This is a genomic window from Nocardioides sp. NBC_00163, assembly GCF_045206295.1.
Taxonomy (GTDB): Bacteria; Actinomycetota; Actinomycetes; order Propionibacteriales; family Nocardioidaceae; genus Nocardioides.
Genome location: NZ_CP108155.1, coordinates 1,627,914 through 1,643,911 on the forward strand (window position 1 = coordinate 1,627,914; position 15,998 = coordinate 1,643,911).

Below are 15,998 nucleotides of genomic sequence, written 5' to 3' on the forward strand. Positions count from 1 at the left end.
CTCGAGCCCGCGCCCGGGTAGGGGCGCGGGCTCGAGCTCAGGCGCTCACCCGGCCGGAGTGCTCGGCGGAGCGTCCGGGTCCTTGGGGCGGTAGTCGTCGGCGTACTCGACCTCGGCAGCCTTGATCTGTCGGCCCAGCCACTTGTTCCAGGCCTTGGTCTGGGCCTGGGTGGTCAGTGTCTGGGTCAGCGTCTGGGTGGCGTCGTCGAGACCCACCGGGATCGGCTTGGTGACGTCCGTGACGACGCCCAGGTTCCAGCCGTTGCTCGTCTGGACCGGACCGAAGACCTTGTCCTTGGCCGCGCCGAAGGCGGCCTTGGCGTAGGTGTCCTCGAGCTGCGACTTCTGGACGGGGCCGAGGCTTCCGCCCTTGGCGGCGGTGCTGGAGTCGCGCGAGCTGCTCCGGGCGACCGCCGCGAACTCCGTCCCCTTGGCGAGCTCTGCCAGCACCTGGTCGGCCTCGGCCTCGGTGGCGACCACGATGTTGCTGATCGAACGCTGCTCCGGGGTGACCATCTCGGCCTTGTGGTCCTCGTAGTAGCTCTGGACCTCTGCCTGGGTGACCTCGGGGACGCCCGCGGTGATCTCGGAGTAGAGACGGCTGGTCGCGATGACTCGAGTGATCTCGGAGAGCACCTCGGACTCGGTGACCCCGGCGGTGGCCAGGAACTGTTCGTAGGTCTTCTGGTCGCCGAGCATCTGGGACTCGATCACCTTGTCCAACTGCTGCTGCGCCTGGGTGCGGGTCACGGTGATGTCCTTGCTCTTCGCGGCGCGCTCCAGGATGAGGCTGACGGCCATCGACTTGGCGGCGTCGCGGCGGAAGGACGCCAACTTGTCGGCGTCGGTCGGCTGTTTGACGTTGTAGAGGCCGGAGAGGACCTTGATCCGCTTGTCGAGCTCGGAGATCTTCACGGTGCGGTCGCCGACCTTCATCGCGGCGTCGGACGGGAGCGCGTTGGCACGTTGAACGACCAGGAACGCGCCCGCGCCGATGACGGCGACCGCCACCACCGCGGCGAGCAACCGCGGCCACCAGGACGGAATCAGGGAGCGTACGTTGATCGGTTTGATGGCGAGCTGGGTCATGCGCTGACCTCCTGGAGTTCTCGTGAGGGTGATGGTTCGGGCGTTTCTGGCCGTGAGGGGTCGGCCTCGGTGGTGTGGAGCACCCGGGCCACCAGATGTGCCGCGGCGTACGAGCTGACGACGCCGGCGGCGAGCAGGAGCCCGAAGTCGCGGAGAACCGCGAGACCGGACAGCCCCAGCGCGAGATAGCCGACGGCGCCGGCGACCGCCGCGGTCAGGACGGTTCGCCCAGCCGAGGTGAGCAGTCGTCGTTCGCCGAGCATGGTGACGAACTCGCACGAGGTGACCGTCACCAGCGCTCCGATGGCGAGGGTGAGCGGGCTCAGGTCGATGCCCGCGAGCCGGATGGCGCCGAAGAGCCAGCCCGCAGCGAGCAGAGCGGTGAGCAGGACGCGTACGCCGGCCCGCCACGAGCGCAGGCCGAGCCCGACCGCGAGCGCGGCGACCAGGATCCCGACCGCGTTGACGGTGTAGCGAGCATCCTCCATCGCGCTCAGGCCGTCGGCGGCGAGCACCGGCAGGCCGACGATCTCGACCCGGTAGCCCTTCGGCGGGTCCGGCAGCTCCTGACGCAGCGACTCGATGAGCCGGCGCTGGGCACGGACGTCGTCGAGAGTGATGCCGTAGGTGGCGACCGCGGCCTTGTGATTGCTCGCGAGCACGGCGTCGGCGAGGTAGCCCGGTACGACCTCGGTGCCGGCGCTGACCTGTGCGGCGGTGGCGTTGCCACCGAGGAACGCGAGCAGCTGGCTGTAGGTCAGCAGCGGCCGCATCTGGTTGGCGTGACGACGGACGACGAGGCTCTGAGCCTGCTGCGACCACGCGATCGCCTCGGGTGAGGCGACGTTCTTGCCGCGCAGCACGATGTCGAGCTCGCCGGAGAAGCCCAGCGTCTGCTCGATCCGGGTCGCGTCGGCCAGCTCGGGCACGCCCTTGGCGAGCTCCTCGGGGCTCGACTGGATCCGCATGCCGGGCAGCAGCACCCAGCCCGCGAGGGCGGCCGCCGAGAGCACGACCGCGACTCCGTTCAGCAACGGCGACCGCGGGCCGCGGAGCGCGGCTTCCCGCCCGTCTCCGGCTCTCGGCTGGATCCGGGCGCCGAGCCGGCGCAGCACCAGGGCCCAACCCACCGTCAGCACCAGACCGAGACCCAGGGCGAGACCGAACTCGCGTACAAACGGCAGCGGGGTCAGCGCGAGGCTGGCGAAGGCCGCGGCCGCGGCAGCCGCCGTGACCAACACCCCTCGCACCCGCTCGGACTGCAGCAGGTAGAGCGGGAAGTCGCTGCCGACCCCGAGCAGCACTGGGAGGAACGCGGCGGCACCGAGCGAGAGGGGAACCCCGAGCAGGCCGAAGACCGCGACCGCGGACGCGGTGCCGAGAAGCGCACAGCCGAGCGGCAGCAGACTGTGACGCCGCCGCCTGCTCCAGCCGGACAGGACAAGCACCAGGGCGACGGCACCGAGCGCCACCGCGCCGAGACGGAGGATCTCCGTGTGGGCGCGATCCGCGACGCCGGAGACCACGACGGGCACACCGGAGACGACCGGGCGCTCGATGCTCAGCCCGGAGGTGCGTACGGCCTTGCGGATCTGGGCCACCATGCGGCGGGTCTGCTCCTGGTCGAGGCCGGGCGCAGGCCGGATCAGCAGGGTTGCGGACTTGGCGGTCGGCACCAGGAAGCGCCACTCCGGGCGCGGGTTGCCGGCGCGGTCCATGAGCACCGAGGCGACGAACTTCTGGTTCTGCACGGTGGGGAGACCGACCGGCAGCGCCTCGGCGAGCAGCTTGCCGTAGCGGCGGTCGAACGGAACCAGCGCGGCGTCGCCGGCCGCGGTGACCTCTGCCTTGCTCTTGTGCTGCCGGCGCGCCTCGGCCTCGGCCACGTTGCGGATCTGGTCACGTGCCCCGGCGACCTGGGTCAGCATGCCCTTGACCGATCCCGCGGTCTGGTTGAGCACCGTGCCGGGACCATAGACGCTGTGCACGTCGGGCAGGCCCGCCAGCGCCCCTTCGAGGCGGATCAGGCGCACGAGCTCGGTCGGGTCCAGGACCAGCCCCAGCTGGGTGGTGCCCCTCAGCTCCACGACGACGGCGTCGCCGCCGAACGTCTCCTGGTAGTCCCGCAGCTGCCGGTCGGCGCTGTCTCCGGCGGGCACGAACGAGTCGACCTTGGTGTCGACCTGCACCCGGGAGATGCCCATACCGACCACCCCGAGGACGAGGAGCACCAGCAGCGCCGAAGCCGCCTGCCGACGGCCGGGCCGGGGGAAACCGCGCGGCAAGCCGGGCCCCCAGCTCACTTGTCCTCCTCGACGCGGGGGACCTTGCCCGTGAACGGTGCCGGGTCGCCCGCCTGTCCGGGCGCCGGATAGGGGTTGTTCCAGTGCAGCGGGTTGATCGTCTGCAGGTTCAGCGGGTTCCCTCGGACGGAGTACTCGTTGAAGATCGTGGCCAGCCGTGCCGGTGCGACGCCGTTCTCGAGCGGGATGTCGAACGCGCCGCCGAAGTTGCCGAAGAAGGAGCCGATGTCGTTGGCGTACGGCTCGATGTAGGCAAGCATCGGGTTGACGTTGCGCAGCAGCAGATCGAGGTAGGGCGTGATCGCGATCAGGTTGCGAGAGAGCGTCGGCAGCTGGTTGACGGTCTTCGGCGCGACCTCGAGCGCCCCGTTCATGTAGGGCAGCAGCGCCTCGAGGCTGGCAGTGACCGACGGCAGGTTGACCAGCGCCGCGTTGAGGTCGGGCGCCGCCTGGTCCAGAGACCGTACGACCGGGCTGAGGTCGCCGGAGAGCTCGCCGAGGGAGCTGGTCGCGCCGCGCGCGCTGCTCATCAGACCGGGCAGCCGCTGCACGGTGGCCGCCAGGGCCTCCTGCTGTCCCGCGGTCGCCTGGGTGATCTGCTGGGTGTTGTCGATCACGGAGACGATCGCCCCGCGGTTGGTGTCGGCCGCGGCCAGGATCGCGTTGGTCTCCTGCACCAGGGACTGCAGGTCGTCGTTCTGTGCCGCGAGCGCGTCGACCGCGGTGTAGCCGGTCCCGCCGATCTGGCCCAGCCCCTCCATCACCTGCGTGATGCTCTGCTGAGTGCCGTCGGTCGTGGTGCCGAGGTCGGTGAGCGCCGCGGCGAGCTGCTTGCGGGTCTGCGGGGTGAAGGTACGCACGATCTCATCGATGTCCGTGGCGGCCTTGACCGACCTCGGCGACAGCGTGGTGCCGTCCGGAATCTCCTCCCCGCTGCCGTCCACGACGTCGACGAACGACTGGCCGATGACGGACTTGACTCCGACCCGCACGGTCGCGCCCTGGTGCAGCGGCGCCACCTCGTCATCCAGGTTCAGCACGACGCGCGCGGTGCGTCCCTCGACCTTCGTCGAGGCGACCCTGCCGACGATGACGCCGGCGACCCGGACCTCGCCGGCCTCCTGCAGGTTCTTCAGGTCCCCCGACTCGAAGGACACCTGGTAGGCACCGCCACCGCCCGGGAGCGTCCCCCCGGCACCCTTCCACAGATAGCCGAACCCGAGCACGCACAGCAGCGCGATGACCAGGACGACGACGACCGACGTACGTGGCCGGAACCGAGGGCGGGTGGTCGGGATCGTGCGCAGCGTGACACTCATGGGGTGTCTCCCTTCTTGGCCGGCTCGATGCCCTCATCGGCGAGGCCTCCGGTGGGGTTGGTGAGGTCGACGTGGAGGTTGGCGCGCCCCATGCCGCCGTTGGCGTCGTAGAGGCTGAAGGAGGACGAGGTCTGGTAGGTGAAGGCAGCTAGGTCGTCCATCCAGGGCACCAGCTCCTTGGTGGCGTTGGGCAGGTAGCCGACGACCGGCTTCAGGTCGGCCAACGCCGGGTTGGCGTCGGCGACGAAGGGACGCAGGTCGTCGACCACGGGTCCGGCCCGATCGACCACGGGGGCGGCACCGTTGATGAAGTTGTGGACCGAGCCCACGGTGCCGTCGAGGTTCTCGACCGCCTCAGGCAGATCGTCGGAGGCCTTGTCCAGGTCCTTCAAGGTGGGGTTGAGCTCGCCGGTCAGGTCGTTGACCTCCCCCATGGAACCGGACAGCTGTTCGGTGAACCCGGGCAGCGTGTCCAACGACGCCGAGAGCTGCTGATCACGCTTGGCGACGGCGGACAGCGTCTTGTCCATCGACGTGGTCAGCTCGGTGAGCCGCTGCCTGTCGTGGCCCACCGACTCCGAGATCGTGGTCAGCGACGTGACCAGCTGGGAGATGTTCGTACGCCGTTCGTTGAGCGCGTTGATGACCGGCTCCCACTGCTTCATGGTGGCCGTGGTCGCGTCCAGACCTGCCGGGAGCGTGGTCGGCGCGTCCTTCAGACCGACCTGGGTCTGATCGATCATCGAGGTCAGCGCTGCCCGCGTACGCGCGTCGAGCTTGTCGAGGACCTCGTAAGGCTGGACGGCGCGCTTGGTCTGTGCGACGGGGAGCGTTCCGCCGTCGTCCAGCAGGCCCGCGGGCGGGGCGCCCGGGTCGAGCTCGATGTACATGACGTTGAGCGGGGCCTTGGTGCGCAGGATCGCGGTGGCGTTGCTGTAGATCCGCTGCTCCTCCTCGAACTCCACGGTCACCTTGGCGGTGCCGGAGTCGGTCGGGTCGGCCGCCGTGATCCGGCCGACCGGCACACCGGCGATCCGGACCTCCTGGACGGCCTCGGGACGTACGCCCGGCGCGGCGGTGAACTCCATCGCGACCGACTGCCGCTCCTGCCATGGCGCGGTGATGTGCTGGTTGCTGAGCACATAGACGGACGCGGCGAGACCTGCGACGAGCGCGATGGCCACGGCGATCGAGTCACGCTTGAGCCCGGGGGTGTTCCGGATCCGGTCGGCGAGAGTGCTGAGACTTACCATCAGTCGCTACCTTTCAGCTGCGGAATCAGCTGGGCGAGGGCGTCGTCCAGGTTGAGCGGAGCGACGCTGCCGGCGCTGACGCCGGCCTGGAAGTTGAGCAGGCTGCCCTGCGCGTCCTGGGTCATCGAGGCGCGGTCGAGGTTGGTCACCATGTAGGCGAGCTCCTGGTAGAACTTGTTGTCCGCCTGGACACCGCCGCCGGTGTCCTTGAAGGGGCCCTTGCCTCGGTATGTGCTCCCCAGGGACTCGAGCACCGGTCCGTCGACACGGTCGATCACCGGGCCCTTGATGTCCTTCAGGATCGGCTTGGTGGTCCTGGCCGTCGGCACCAGGTCCTGGACCAGCGGCTGCGCGTCCTCGAGCAGGCCGGGTAGCTTGGCCGCGACCGGTCGGGCGTCGACGAGCGTCGGCTCGAGGGTCCTGACCAGTGGACCGACACGCTCCGCGGTGGGCTGCAGGCCGGTCGCGGTGCGATCGAGCTGGCGCAGCGTCGGGATGAGCTGGTCGGTGGCGGCCTTGGTCTCGTCCAGCGCCGTGGGAAGCCGGGCGACGGTCGCGGAGAGGTCGTTGCTGTGGTCGGCGAGGGTGGTCGTCGTGGTGTTCAGGTTCACCAGGCTGCGCGCGAGCGCGGCATCCTGCTCGTTGAGCGCCGCCGCGATGCTCTCCAGGTTGCCGACCAGCTGCGGCAGGTCGATCTGCGGCCGGGTGCCCTGGACGGCGGTCACGAGCTTCGTCGACGGGTCGAGGACCCTCGGCGCCTGCCGGGCGAAGGAGCGGATGGACTTCTGGTTCTTGTCCCCCAGGGTCGCACCGGCCTCCTTGATGGTCCCCTGCAGGTTCTTGCGGGTCTTGCTCGGCAGGGCCGAGAGGATCGCGTCGAGCTCGACCGGGACATGGGTGCGGCTCTTCGGGATCGCCTTGTCGACGTACTCCCCCGCTCCGCCGGGCACCAGGTTCAGCGCGTACTCGCCACCGAGGACGGTCAGCGGCTCGACCCGAGCGCTGGGTGTCGATCCGAGCCGCTCCTTGACCCCGTCATCGACCTTCATGTCGACGTGGGTGGTGCCGTCGGCGTCCTGCTGTACGTCCGAGACCACGCCCACCTGCAGGCCGGCGATCTTCACCTTCGTCTTGCCGGAGACCAGGCCGTAGTTCTGGCCGAACGTGGCGTGGATCGTGTCGCCCGACCGGAACAGCAGCGACAGCTGGGTCTTGAACGCCAGCGCGGTGAGGACCGCGGCCAGGACGACGATGAGAATCACCGCCCGGCGGGTCAGTGGTGACCCGGCCGTCCGGAACCAGTTGGTGAGCGCGGACATCAGCACTTCCCCTTTCCGTACTTCAGACCATGGGAGAACGCCACGCCGGGACCGGAGTAGGGATCGACGTTCGCGAGCGGGTCGGGCTGGCTTGCGACGTAGACACCGGGGAAGACGAGCATCGCGCTGAAGTAGTGCTTGTCAGGTCCGTAGTTCCCGCTGAGCAGGTCGTTCTCGCAGAACAGGGTGCCCGCGTCCGGAGCGTAGGGGCTGAGCACCTCCAACGTCGGTGCGGTCCTACCGAGAGTCTTGCGAGCGCGGCCGACGGTCGGCTCCGCCTTGGTGACGGCCGGGACCAGCGTCCCGACCGGCTCCGCGGAGCTCTTGGCGAACTTGCGTACGGTGACCGCGACCGGCGGCGCCTCGACCAGGAAGTCCCGCAGGTCCGGCACGGACTCGACCAGGTCGTCGACCCCGGGCCGCAGCTCGGTGACCGCGTCGGCGGTGTCGTCAAGGGCCGGATTGATCTCGGACAGGCCCTGCCGTGCCGTCACCAGCGTCTCGGGGGCGTCGGCCACCGTCCGGCGAAGCGGCTCGGTGTCCTGGGTGTTGACCGCGCCGAGAGTCGTGCTGGTGGTTGTGACAAGGGTCTGGATCTGCCGCTCGTGCCCGTGGATGTGGGAGACCAGGCTGTCGCCGGTGACGAGCAGCCCGTCGAGGTCGGTCTTCGGGGCCGCGACGGTGTCGAGCACGATCGTGGCGTCGTCCAACATGCCGGGGGCGACCTGGAGTGCGCTGTAGAGGTCCTCCTGATGGCCGGACACTCCCCCGCCGACCTCGCGCAGCCCGGTCTGCAGGCCTTCGCGGGCCTTGGGGGGCAGGGCGGAGAGCACGGTGTTCAGGTCGGCGGAGCTGGTGGTCTGCTCGGCCGTGATCGGCTTCCCGCCGAGCAGACCGGAGCTTGCGGTGCCAGGATCGAGGGAGACGAACTTGCGACCGAGAACCGAGGCGTTGCCGACCGTGGCCGTCGCGTCAGCGTACAGATCGCGGTCCCCGTCCAGGCGCATCTTCACCAGGGCCTGGTCGTTCTTGTAGGAGATGCCGGTGACGACGCCGATGCGGATGCCGTTCTGGGTGACGTTCTGCTGCGGCTTCAGGGTGCCGACGTCGTCGAAGTACGCAGCGACCTCGGTGTGGTCCTTCAAGGGCAGGGCACCGCCGCCCTGGACAAGGGTGCCGACGTAGGCGATGACGCCGCCGGCCGCGATTGCGACGATCCCGATCAGGAGTCGCCGAGCGTCTTGTCGGTGTAGTCGTGCCCTCATGAGTGGCCTCCGATGAGCTGGTCGAGAAGGTTCTGCTCCTGCGAGGAGGTGAGCCCGGTCGCGCTGTTGGGGTCGTTGTCCGGAGAGTTGCCCTTGCCGCCGGTGAGCCCGCCCACGGCATCGTTGAGGCCGTCGGTCGCGCCGGTCGCCCCTTCCGTGACTCCGTTGAGCGGGTCGGTGACCCCGCCGACGAGTGGTCCGGCAATGTCCGGGAGTCCGTCCGCGGACGGCCCGGACCCCTGCCCTCCCACAGTGCCGATGTTCGGCAGCACCTCGGCGCCGACGAGCGAGTTGAGCGCCTCGGGAGTGACGTGGACCAGGCCGCGGAAGTAGTGGCTCAGCCCGTCGCGCGAGTTGGTGCTCAGCGCCCACTTGGTGACGAACGACATCAGGTCGCCCAGGTGCTCGTCGAGGAGCTCGTCGCCGACGGGCCGCAGCTCCGATGCGGTCGTACGCAGGTTGTCGCCGGAGGCTCGCAGGTCCTCGGTGATCGGCTTGATCTTCTTCAGCAGCGCGTCGAGCTCGGCGAAGAGCGGCCCGAAGGCGTTGAAGGCCGGGTCGGCGTAGGGCGAGAACCGGTTGATCTCGTCGGCGATCTCGGCCAGGTCGCGGGTGACCGGACGTGCCTTCTTCAGGGTCGGGGTGACGGTCTCCGAGACCGTCTCGAGAGAGGTCAGAGTGCGCTGGGCCTCCTTGAGCGTGGCGGGCAGCTCGGCGATCGTCGCCTCGAGCGCCGCCTGCTCGTCGGCCAGGGCGTCGAGCGTCTCCCGAGCCCGCGAGATCAGCAGGTCGAGCTGCTTGCCGTTCTCTCCGGTGAGGGAGGCCGCGACCGGGTCGGCCTTGGCGACCAGGTCGGTGAGCACCTTGTTCTGGCTCTCCAGGATCGCGCCGACCTGGTCGAGGTTCTCCATGAGCGGCGCGAGCGCCTCGAGCGCATCTGCCATCTTCTGGCCGCCACCGTTCATGGTGCCCTCGCCCAGGGTGCTGACCAGCGCCGCGAGCGCGGTGGAGGTCGGGTCGTCGAGCGTGTCCAGAACGTCTTGGAGGTTGACGGCCGAGTCGGTCTGCTTCAGCGGGACCGTGTTGTTCGTCAGGTAGGGCGAGGACTCCTTCCCGGGCTCGATGGAGACGTAGTTCTCGCCGAGGACGTTGATCGGCTGGATCAGCAGCTTCGCGTCCTCGTGGACCGGGAGCACGTCCTCGTCGAGGTCGAGGGTGACTCTGGCGACGCCCTTCTCGAGCTTGATCGACTTGACCTTGCCGACCTGGACGCCGGAGGTGCGGACCTCGTTGCCGACCTCGAGCGGGCTGGCGTCCTTGAAGTAGCCGACCAGCTCGGTCCTGTCCGCCGACGTCCCCATCAGGTTGACGCCGGTGACGGCGGTCGCTGCCCCGACCACGACGGTGGCGGAGATGGCGGTGGCTTTCGAGATGAGCATCAGTTGATCCCGTCCCCTTCTGCATCGGTCCACGGCTGGCCGGCGATCGATCCCGGCAGCGGCCGTGAGTCCTGTTTCATGCCCGGCGGCATCACGCCGGGGTTCTGATCGAAGCTGCTGGCCGAGGCGGTGATGAGCGCGCGTGCGTAGTGGCCGGAGGCGTCCCTGCTGCCGAAGACGCCGTTCCAGTTGCTGAGCCAGCCGACGAGCTCCGGCGTGTACGGCCGCAGGTAGGAGACCATCGGGTCGGCCTGCTCCAGGGCGCTGGTCGCGGTCGGTAGGATGGCATTCGCGTCGCCGACCAGTCCGGGGGTGTACTGCAGCAGCGTCTGCGCGTCCTTCAGAGTGCCGGGCAGCATCGCCAGGGCAGGACGTACGTCCGCGAGCACCGGGTTGGCCTGCTTGGCGATCGCCGGGAGACGGTCGGTCGAGGGCCGCAGGGTGCGGAGCACCGTACGCGTGGAGTCGACCGGCTCCGGAACCGCGTCCAGCGCCCTGGTGGCCGAGTCGATCGTGTCAGGGAGCTTCTCGATCGTCTGGGAGAGCTCGGCTTGGCGGCCGGCGATCTGGGACGTGAGCGTGTTGAGGTTGTTGATGCTCGCCGCGAGCTCGGCGTCGTTGGCCGAGACGTTCGCCGTCACACCGTGCAGCTCCTTGATGACCTTCTTCAACGCCGGCCCGTCCTGGGCGATCGCGCTGAGCAGGTCAGCGATGGCCTTCACCGTCGGTCCGGCCTTGGTCAGCGTCGTCTGCAGGTCGGGCTGGGTGCCCGCGAGCGTCTTGTTGAGCTGGGCGACCAGGGTCTGCAGCTGCTTGCGGGTCGGTGCGTCGAGGGTGCTGAGCAGCTCGTCGATGTCGACGGCCTCAGCGTTGCCCGTGACCAGGTGACCCGAGGGCATCTCCGGATTGGTCCTCGCGCCGGGGACGAGCTCGATCATGCGGGTCCCGAGCACCGATGCCCACTTGATCCGAGCCGTGGTTCCGGCACGGAGCGGGGCGTACTCGTCGTCGATGGCGACCTTGACCTCGGCCTGGCCATCGCGGACACCGACCGAGGTCACGTGTCCGACCTTCTGGCCGTTGATCATGACGCCGCCGTCCTTGAAGGCGGTGCTGGCCGAGGGCATCAGCAGAGTGAGCTCGTAGTCGGGCCCGGAGGTGAGCTTGACGACGCCCCAGGCAAGGAGCGAGCCGACGATCACCAGGGTGATGACACCCTTGACGCCGACCTTCTGAACGATCGCGGTCATCGAGGCTCCCTCAGTCCATCCCGAGCGGGCCGTCGGCGGCACCGGCCAGAAACTGGCGTACGAACGGGTCGTCGGAGGCGAAGGTCTCCTCCGCGCTGCCCGCATGGACGATCTGCCCCTTCCACAGCACCGCGACGTGGTCGCTGACCTCACGGGCGGTCGGGATGTCGTGGGTGATCACGATGTAGGTGCCACCGTGCTGACGGTGGACCTTCTGGATCAGCCGTCCCAGGAGCTTGGTGCGCACCGGGTCCAGGCCGGAGTCGGGCTCGTCGAAGAGCACCACGTCGGGACGCATCACCAACGCCCTCGCGAAGCCGGCACGCTTACGCATCCCGCCCGAGATCTCGTTGGGCGCCTTGTCCACGGCGGCCTCGAGACCGACCTCGCTGAGGTGGGACATCACGATGTCCCGGATCTCGACCTCGGAGAGGTTGGTGTGCTTACGCAGCGGGAAGGCGACGTTGTCGTAGATGTTCATCGACCCGAAGAGCGCGCCGTCCTGGAACAGCACGCCGAAGCGCTTGCGCAGCTCGTAGCGCTCGTGCTCGGAGACGCCCCAGATGTCGCTGCCGAAGACGCGTACCTCGCCCTCGTCGGGCTCGAGCAGTCCCACGATGTGCTTGAGCAGCACGCTCTTGCCCGTTCCGGACGGGCCGAGCACCGTGGTGATCGCGTTGTGGACGAACGTCAGATCGATGCCGTCGAGGATGTTGCCGGACCCGAACGACTTGCGTACGCCGACCAGCTCGATGCTGTGCGGACTGTTCGGCTGCTGTTCGAAGTCGGTGTGCGGAATCGTGAGATTCGCGGTCATCATTTCCTCCCGTGGACGTGGCGCGCGAGTCATCTAGTTGCCGATCGGTGCGTTGGGGGTGTTGCCGTAGAAGAGCTGGACCAGCGCCATCCCGATGACGCTGACGAGGACGAGGTTGACGAGCATCGACCGCGCCGTGTTGCGGCCCACGCCGACCGGACCGCCCTTGGCCGTGTAGCCGTAGTAGGAGGCGACGGTGAGGATCACGACGCCCAGGACCGTGCCCCAGATGATCGCGAGGACGAAGTCACGCGGGTTCTGGAACAGGAAGAGGTAGTACTGGAAGCCTCCCGGGCTCACCGTCTGCAGCAGATGCACGTTGAAGAGGAAGCCGGCGAAGAAGTTGACCACCATCGAGGTGACGAAGATCAGCGGCATGGTGATGGCGCCTGCGATCACCCGGGTGCTGACCAGGTAGGGGATCGATCGGATGCCCATGACCTCCATGGCATCGATCTCCTCCGAGATGCGCATCGCACCCACCTCCGCGACGATGCCGCAGCCGATCTTCGCCGCGACCATCCAGCCGAAGACCACCTGGATGATCCCGCGGACCCCGGCGACCGAGTTGACGGCGGCGATGTAGGAGTCGATGCCGATGCTGGCGAAGAGGAAGTTGGCGGTCAGGCCCATGACCGCGCCCATCATGAACAGCATCGCGAGGATCACCAGGCTGTTCTCCCTCACGATGGCGCTGGCGTGCCGCACGATCTCCGAGGGGTAGAGGCGGACGGCGACCGGGATCTCGGCGAAGACCTTGCCGACGAAGCCGACGAAGTCGCCCACCCCGTCCAGGCGGCCCTTGGCGGGCGCGGCCGCTCGCCGCCGGACGACGGCGGGGGCGACCGGGCGTACGGGCTCGGCGGCGGTCATCGGAAGTTCCCCAGGTTCGGGAAGAGACCGAGCAGCAGGGCGTTGAAGGCGAGCTGAAGCACCCACACACCCACGAAGGAGAGCACCACGGCCTGGTTGACCGCCCGGCCGAGGCCGATCGCGCCACCGGAGGCGTTGAGCCCCTTGTAGCAGCAGATCGTGCCGATCAGCAGGCCCACCAGGAAGCAGTTGGCGACCACCGCCAGCACCTGGACCGGCGAGACATTGGCGAACAGGTTGCTGTGGAAGTCGGCACCGGACTGGCCGGCGACGTAGTTAGCGCCCACCTGCATCGAGACGATCGTGACGATGATCGACGGCACCGAGATCAAGGTCGTGAGCAGGGTCAGCGAGACGACTCTCGGCACCGCCAGGTCCCGGATCGGGTCGACGCCCATGACCTCCATCGCGTCGATCTCCTCGCGGACCTTCCGGGCCCCGATGTCGGCGGTCAGCGCCGAGCCGATCACGCCCGCGACGACCATGGACACGATCCACATCGTGAAGGTCCGCATCGCCTGTAGAAGGAGCAGCGGGCCGAAGAGCTGGGTGGCTCCCGCCATCGCGAAGAACTGGACGGTCAGGATCGACATGAAGATGAGGAACCCGAAGATCGCCGCGGCGATGGGAAGCGAAGCCTGCTTCAGGGTCTGGTACATGTCGTCGGCGACGTCGACCCAGTAGCCGCGCGGATGCAGCACCGCGCTCTTCACGATCTTCACCAGCAGGTCGACCATCCCGCCCGCCTCGACCACAGGTCGCCGAACCTTCGGCGGCAACCATCCGAGCGAGTTGGACAACGGGTTCTCGTAAGGACCACGCCTGACGATCGGCGGGGCAGCGGCACCTGTGCTCATACCTGTCTGCGCTCCTCGTGCAACTTGATGGGGCGGGCTGGAACGCCACCAGAGGCGGGTTCCAACTCGGCGCATCGGGATGCGACGCGCATCACACTCAACGAGGTCATGTGACGCAGGTTACGGGCAAATCCGTATGGCTTTAGGTTTTTTTTCTATAGGTATTAGTTTTACGCTCGTGACGCCTCAGCCACCCCGATCCACTGCTGGACGGCTGGCCGCCAGGCGCCGTCGGTCGGTCGCTACCTGCACGCATGCACCAGAGATGCGGCCCTCGGGCCTGGTCCGCCCGAGTCCGTCCAGGACGTCACGCAGAGGCTCCGAGACCAGAACGACAAAGGCGTCCTAAAAGCGATCAAGCCGTGTTCTCAACCTTCGGTGAAGGTTCAGAACACGGCTCTGATCAGGTGTTTCGGTGGAGGTGAGGGGACTCGAACCCCTGACCCTCTGCATGCCATGCAGATGCGCTACCAGCTGCGCCACACCCCCTTGGCGTTGTCCCGGAGATCAACCCGGGCAACGAGAAGAACAGTAGCGGAATGCTCTCGCGATCACGAAATCGGGGCCCCCATTCCGTACGTCGCGAGTCGCCAGGGCGCCGACGCGATGAGTCCGTGGGCGGACTCCCGGGCGGTGAGCTCGATCCAGGCACAGTTCGTCAGCGGGGCGAGGGTGGTGACGACGGACGGGTCCCAGCCGAGGAAGGCGGCCAGACCCTGCCGGATGGCACCACCGTGAGCGACGACCACGACGGTCTCGCCGGGCGCGACGGTCTCGGCGACGTCGTGGAGCGCGCCGCTGAAGCGTGCCGCGACGGTGGGCCAGGACTCGCCGCCGAAGGGCTCCCAGCTGGCCGGCATCTCACCGAAGCGCTCGAAGATCTCGGCGCGGTTCATCCCTTCGGCCTCCCCCGCGCAGACCTCCCGCAGCCGCGGGTCGTACGCGGCCTCGAGGCCGGTCTCCTCGGCGACGTACGCAGCGGTCTGCCGGGCCCGCATCAGGTCCGAGGAGACGAGGCGGGTGACAGCGAAGGTCATCCCGAGCGCGCGAGCGGCGGCCTTGGCCTGCTGGTGGCCGGTCTCGGCCAGCTCGATGTCGGTCTGGCCCTGGTAGCGGCCGTCGGCGTTCCAGCCGGTGACCCCGTGGCGGAGCAGGATGAGGCGACGGATCTCCGCAGGTTCGACCACCGGACCTCAGCCCTCGGAGACGATGTCGGCGGGCAGCGAGATCGAGGGGCAATCACGCCAGAGCCGCTCGAGGGCGTAGAACTGGCGCTCCTCCTCGTGCTGGACGTGAACGACGATCTCGCCGTAGTCGAGCAGCACCCAGCGCCCCTCCTTGTGCCCCTCGCGGCGCAGCGGCTTGGAGCCGAGGTCGCGGAGCTTCAGCTCGACCTCGTCGACGATCGACTGCACCTGGCGCTCGTTGGGGGCAGAGGCCAGAACGAAGGCGTCGGTGATGGCCAGCTGGTCGCTGACGTCGAAGGCCAGGATGTGCCCGGCCTTCTTGTCCGAGGCCGCCCGGGCGGCGGTGATGGTGAGCTCGATAGCGTGCTCGGTCGCGGTCATACGCGGTCCTTATTTGGGAGAGTCTTGGATTGAGGGGCCCTGGTTTCCCTGGGCCGGTAGAGGTCGTGCTTGCCGATGTACTGCACCACGCCGTCGGGGACGAGATACCAGACCGGCTCGCCACGGTGACGCCGCTCGCGGCAGTCGGAGGACGAGATCGCCAGAGCGGGGATCTCGAGCATGGTGATGCGGTCGGAGGGGATCTTCGCGATGACCTCGGGATCCATGTTGTAGCCCGGGCGCGTGCACCCCACGAACTGGGCGAGCTCGAAGAGCTCGTCGGTGTCACGCCAGGTGAAGATCTCGGCTAGCGCGTCGGCCCCGGTGATGAAGTAGAGCTCGGCCTCGGGCAGCGCCTTGGCGAGGTCGCGCAGCGTGTCGATGGTGTAGGTGCGGCCGGCCCGGTCGATGTCGACCCGGCTCACGGTGAAGCGCGGGTTGGCGGCGGTCGCGATGACCGTCATCAGGTAGCGGTGCTCGGCCGGAGACACGTCGCGGTCGGCCTTCTGCCAGGGGTCGCCGGTCGGTACGAAGACGACCTCGTCGAGGTCGAAGAACGACTGCACCTCGGAGGCCGCCACCAGGTGGCCGTGGTGGATGGGATCGAAGGTGCCGCCCATCACCCCGACACGGCGCTTGCCGGTCA

14 protein-coding genes and 1 tRNA gene are annotated in these 15,998 nt (G+C 68.5%); all 15 read right to left on the bottom strand.

What is annotated here, in order from left to right:
- Positions 1-45 precede the first annotated feature (45 nt).
- On the bottom strand, positions 46-1,089 hold the full coding sequence (locus OG801_RS07795) for a peptidyl-prolyl cis-trans isomerase (protein ID WP_406035007.1): 1,044 nt from the start codon (positions 1,087-1,089) through the stop codon (positions 46-48).
- Positions 1,086-3,392, bottom strand: a complete 2,307-nt coding sequence (locus OG801_RS07800) for an RND transporter (RefSeq protein ID WP_406035009.1) — start codon at positions 3,390-3,392, stop codon at positions 1,086-1,088. Before OG801_RS07800 ends, OG801_RS07795 begins: the two co-directional genes overlap by 4 nt.
- Complete coding sequence (locus tag OG801_RS07805; RefSeq protein WP_406035010.1) at positions 3,389-4,711, bottom strand: MlaD family protein; 1,323 nt, start codon at positions 4,709-4,711, stop codon at positions 3,389-3,391. Before OG801_RS07805 ends, OG801_RS07800 begins: the two co-directional genes overlap by 4 nt.
- Positions 4,708-5,964, bottom strand: coding sequence for an MlaD family protein (locus tag OG801_RS07810; RefSeq protein ID WP_406035012.1), 1,257 nt, complete (start codon positions 5,962-5,964; stop codon positions 4,708-4,710). Before OG801_RS07810 ends, OG801_RS07805 begins: the two co-directional genes overlap by 4 nt.
- Complete coding sequence (locus tag OG801_RS07815; protein ID WP_406035014.1) at positions 5,964-7,283, bottom strand: MlaD family protein; 1,320 nt, start codon at positions 7,281-7,283, stop codon at positions 5,964-5,966. The genes OG801_RS07810 and OG801_RS07815 overlap by 1 nt, the downstream gene beginning before the upstream one ends.
- On the bottom strand, positions 7,283-8,548 hold the full coding sequence (locus OG801_RS07820) for an MlaD family protein (protein WP_406035015.1): 1,266 nt from the start codon (positions 8,546-8,548) through the stop codon (positions 7,283-7,285). The genes OG801_RS07815 and OG801_RS07820 overlap by 1 nt, the downstream gene beginning before the upstream one ends.
- Positions 8,545-9,987, bottom strand: a complete 1,443-nt coding sequence (locus OG801_RS07825; protein WP_406035017.1) for an MlaD family protein — start codon at positions 9,985-9,987, stop codon at positions 8,545-8,547. The genes OG801_RS07820 and OG801_RS07825 overlap by 4 nt, the downstream gene beginning before the upstream one ends.
- Entirely contained in the window at positions 9,987-11,237 is a 1,251-nt protein-coding gene (locus OG801_RS07830; RefSeq protein WP_406035018.1) for an MlaD family protein, read from the bottom strand. The genes OG801_RS07825 and OG801_RS07830 overlap by 1 nt, the downstream gene beginning before the upstream one ends.
- Positions 11,238-11,247: 10 nt before the next feature.
- Positions 11,248-12,054, bottom strand: a complete 807-nt coding sequence (locus OG801_RS07835) for an ABC transporter ATP-binding protein (protein ID WP_406035020.1) — start codon at positions 12,052-12,054, stop codon at positions 11,248-11,250.
- Positions 12,055-12,087: 33 nt separating this feature from the next.
- Positions 12,088-12,927, bottom strand: coding sequence for an MlaE family ABC transporter permease (locus tag OG801_RS07840; RefSeq protein WP_406035022.1), 840 nt, complete (start codon positions 12,925-12,927; stop codon positions 12,088-12,090).
- The gene (locus tag OG801_RS07845) at positions 12,924-13,784 is read right to left on the bottom strand and encodes an MlaE family ABC transporter permease (RefSeq protein ID WP_406035024.1); all 861 of its coding nucleotides are present in this window, start codon (positions 13,782-13,784) and stop codon (positions 12,924-12,926) included. Before OG801_RS07845 ends, OG801_RS07840 begins: the two co-directional genes overlap by 4 nt.
- 416 nt (positions 13,785-14,200) lie before the next feature.
- Positions 14,201-14,273, bottom strand: a tRNA-Ala gene (locus tag OG801_RS07850).
- 62 nt (positions 14,274-14,335) lie between these two features.
- Positions 14,336-14,971: a histidine phosphatase family protein gene (locus OG801_RS07855; protein WP_406035026.1), complete on the bottom strand. Its 636-nt coding sequence runs from the start codon at positions 14,969-14,971 to the stop codon at positions 14,336-14,338.
- A gap of 6 nt (positions 14,972-14,977) precedes the next feature.
- Complete coding sequence (rsfS, locus tag OG801_RS07860) at positions 14,978-15,352, bottom strand: ribosome silencing factor (protein ID WP_091047921.1); 375 nt, start codon at positions 15,350-15,352, stop codon at positions 14,978-14,980.
- On the bottom strand, positions 15,349-15,972 hold the full coding sequence (nadD, locus tag OG801_RS07865; RefSeq protein ID WP_406036260.1) for a nicotinate-nucleotide adenylyltransferase: 624 nt from the start codon (positions 15,970-15,972) through the stop codon (positions 15,349-15,351). Before nadD ends, rsfS begins: the two co-directional genes overlap by 4 nt.
- Positions 15,973-15,998: the final 26 nt, after the last annotated feature.

Excerpts from the sequence above, each read along its gene's own strand:
- OG801_RS07820 (WP_406035015.1), bottom strand. The coding sequence starts at position 8,548 with ATGAGGGCACGACTACACCGACAAGACGCTCGGCGACTCCTGATCGGG.
- OG801_RS07840 (WP_406035022.1), bottom strand. The coding sequence starts at position 12,927 with ATGACCGCCGCCGAGCCCGTACGCCCGGTCGCCCCCGCCGTCGTCCGG.
- OG801_RS07825 (WP_406035017.1), bottom strand. The coding sequence starts at position 9,987 with ATGCTCATCTCGAAAGCCACCGCCATCTCCGCCACCGTCGTGGTCGGG.
- rsfS (WP_091047921.1), bottom strand. The coding sequence starts at position 15,352 with ATGACCGCGACCGAGCACGCTATCGAGCTCACCATCACCGCCGCCCGG.
- OG801_RS07795 (WP_406035007.1), bottom strand. The coding sequence starts at position 1,089 with ATGACCCAGCTCGCCATCAAACCGATCAACGTACGCTCCCTGATTCCG.
- OG801_RS07815 (WP_406035014.1), bottom strand. The coding sequence starts at position 7,283 with ATGTCCGCGCTCACCAACTGGTTCCGGACGGCCGGGTCACCACTGACC.
- nadD (WP_406036260.1), bottom strand. The coding sequence starts at position 15,972 with ATGGGCGGCACCTTCGATCCCATCCACCACGGCCACCTGGTGGCGGCC.
- OG801_RS07835 (WP_406035020.1), bottom strand. The coding sequence starts at position 12,054 with ATGACCGCGAATCTCACGATTCCGCACACCGACTTCGAACAGCAGCCG.
- OG801_RS07830 (WP_406035018.1), bottom strand. The coding sequence starts at position 11,237 with ATGACCGCGATCGTTCAGAAGGTCGGCGTCAAGGGTGTCATCACCCTG.
- OG801_RS07810 (WP_406035012.1), bottom strand. The coding sequence starts at position 5,964 with ATGGTAAGTCTCAGCACTCTCGCCGACCGGATCCGGAACACCCCCGGG.
- OG801_RS07805 (WP_406035010.1), bottom strand. The coding sequence starts at position 4,711 with ATGAGTGTCACGCTGCGCACGATCCCGACCACCCGCCCTCGGTTCCGG.
- OG801_RS07845 (WP_406035024.1), bottom strand. The coding sequence starts at position 13,784 with ATGAGCACAGGTGCCGCTGCCCCGCCGATCGTCAGGCGTGGTCCTTAC.